Genomic DNA, 2646 nt, shown 5'->3' on the forward strand with positions numbered 1-2646 from the left:
CAAGGCGCCGCTGCTGCGGTGGTGGGGCTGGTGGCGGGCGCGGTGCCCGCGCTGCGGGCGCGGCGGGTGCGCATCGCCGATGTTCTGGGAAGGTAAGGGAACGGCATGGCCTCGCTCTTTTCGTACAGCCTGCGCAACATGCTGGCGCGCCGCCTGACCACGGCCCTGACCGTGGGGGGCATGGCGCTGGTGGTGTTCGTTTTCGCGGCCATGCTCATGTTGTCCGAAGGGCTGCGCACCACCCTGGTGCTTACCGGGTCGCCCGACAACGTGGTGCTGCTGCGGCAGGGGGCCAAGGCCGAAATGGAAAGCTCGGTGGACCGCGACCAGGCCCCGCTGGCGGAAAGCCTGCCCCAGGTGGCCCGCGCCACCGACGGCGGGCCGCTGGCCGCGCGCGAACTGGTGGTGCTGATCACCCTGAACAAGCGCGGCACCACCAAGCCGTCCAACGTGGTCATCCGGGGCATTGGCCCCCATTCGCTGGAACTGCGTCCGCAGGTGAAGCTGAAGGAAGGGCGCATGCCGCGCTTCGGCACGTCGGAGATCATCGCCGGTGAAAGCATTGCCCGAAGGTTCAGCGGCACCGGCATTGGCGAAAGCTTGCGCTTCGGCCTGCGCGACTGGACCGTGGTGGGCATCTTCGAGGCCGGGGCCACCGGATTCAGCTCGGAAGTCTGGGGCGACGTGGATCAACTGGTGGCCGCCTTCCGTCGTTCGTCCTATTCCGTGGTGGTGGCGCGCATGAACGAACGCGGCGGGCCATCCGGTCTGGACGGCATACGCGCTGGCCTGGCGGCGGACCCGCGCCTGCAACTGGAAGGCAAGCGGGAAACCCGCTTCTACGAGGAGCAATCCGAGATGATGGCCAAGTTCCTTGGCGTGCTGGGCACCATGCTGCCCGCCATTTTCTCGCTGGGGGCCATCATCGGGGCCATGATCACCATGCACGCCGCCGTGGCCAACCGGGTGCGCGAGATAGGCACCCTGCGCGCCATCGGGTTTCAGCGCCGGGACATTTTGCGGGCCTTTCTGCTGGAATCGCTGCTGCTGGGCGGCAGCGGCGGAGCCATTGGCCTGCTGCTGGCGTCCACCCTGCAATGGGTGACCATTTCCACCATGAACTTCCAGACCTTCTCGGAACTGGCGTTCAGCTTCACCCTCAGCCCGCGCATTGCCGTGTGGTCGCTGCTGTTCGGCACGGGCATGGGCTGCCTGGGGGGCATCCTGCCTGCCATCAAGGCCTCACGGCTGGTTATCGTAGACGCGCTTCGCGCGGCCTGATCCAGTAATCGCGCTTCGTGCGGCCTGATCCTGTAATCGCGCTGCGCGCGGCCTGATGTGGCTCCACGTCGAATATCATCTCGTTTTGGTAGGATTTGCGTTTCGTTCCAGGTCAGGATGTCGGTATTTCAGTGGGTTGTAGCGATGAGGAAAAACCCGTCATCGCGCTATGTGAAATGACAGCCTTTGCCGGGCGGCAAGGCGCACAAGAGCGCCGGAATCAAGGATTCCGGCGCTCTTGTTTTTATCTACATGTAATTAATTGATATATTTTTTGAGGAAATTTTCGGTAGTCCCGTTGACAATATCACACCGGCTAGGTAGGAAATAACCCATACCAGCACGGTAGGAATTAACGGAACACGCGGACTGCCACCCGCGCCTCCGTGCGGGGACTGAAGGTTTACGTTGGATCACGCCGGGCAGTCGCGGAACCATGCCCCCGCGTCGCCCGGTTACCGGAACAAGGCGAAGAGGTTTCCCAAATTGGCCCGGCGGTGTTGCCGCCGCGGCACCCGCAACCGGATGGCGCCGGAGGCGGGGGCCACCACGACAGCACCGGGGCAGGATTTCCCAACCTTTCAGTACACAGGGGCAAGCCAATGCAAGTTCAGGAGATGTTCGCGATGGCTGAGGCGGGCGACGCAAGCGCCCAGTTCAATCTTGGCATGCTGTACTACGAAGGCAACGGCGTGGCGCAGGACTTCACCAAGGCCGCCCAGTGGCTGGGCCGCGCCGCCAAGGCGGAGCATCACGAGGCCCTCAACTTCTACGGCGTGCTGCACGCCACCGGCAAGGGCGTGGCGCAGGACTTCGGCAAGGCGCTGGAACTGTTCCGCAAGGCCGACAAGTGCGGCTACAATTGCGAACCGGTTTACGACGACCTGCCCACCGACTTCCGCGACAAGCAATTCGGCATGGAACTGGTGGCCGCCAAGCGCGACTTTGTCCGCAAGGCGCGCCTGCTGGCCGCCGAGGCCCGTTGCAACGTGGGTCTCGCCTACCATGGCGAGGCCACCGACGCCACCTCGCGCAAGGTCGCGCGCGAACTGTTCCTGAGCGCGGCCACCCTGGGCAACGGCAAGGCCATGCATCTGCTCGGCACCATGTGTCGTGACGGTGCGGGCGTGCCCGCCAGCGAGGTGCGCGCGTACATGTGGTTCGACCTGGCCGTGACGGCGGGCTTTGCCAAGGCTGGAGACGCCCGGCGCGAACTGATCGACAGGATGAAGGACAAGGACGTGGCGCGGGCCGAAAAGCTTGCGGCGCGCTGGCTGCGGTGTTTCCCGCTGCCGGAGGGTGCGGCCCAGTAACCGGCGGCAGGCGGCGCGGCGGCGGGGACGGCAACCCCCGTGTCGTCGCGCT

2 protein-coding genes are annotated in these 2646 nt (G+C 65.2%); both read left to right on the forward strand.

Going from position 1 to position 2646, the window contains the following annotated elements:
- Positions 1 to 105 precede the first annotated feature (105 nt).
- Positions 106 to 1281, forward strand: a complete 1176-nt coding sequence (locus FVW20_RS12140; protein ID WP_196609820.1) for an ABC transporter permease — start codon at positions 106 to 108, stop codon at positions 1279 to 1281.
- A gap of 626 nt (positions 1282 to 1907) precedes the next feature.
- Positions 1908 to 2594: a tetratricopeptide repeat protein gene (locus FVW20_RS12145; RefSeq protein WP_196609821.1), complete on the forward strand. Its 687-nt coding sequence runs from the start codon at positions 1908 to 1910 to the stop codon at positions 2592 to 2594.
- Positions 2595 to 2646 lie beyond the last annotated feature (52 nt).

Origin of the sequence: Nitratidesulfovibrio oxamicus (assembly GCF_015731765.1) — a bacterium.
Classification (GTDB): domain Bacteria; phylum Desulfobacterota; class Desulfovibrionia; order Desulfovibrionales; family Desulfovibrionaceae; genus Cupidesulfovibrio; species Cupidesulfovibrio oxamicus.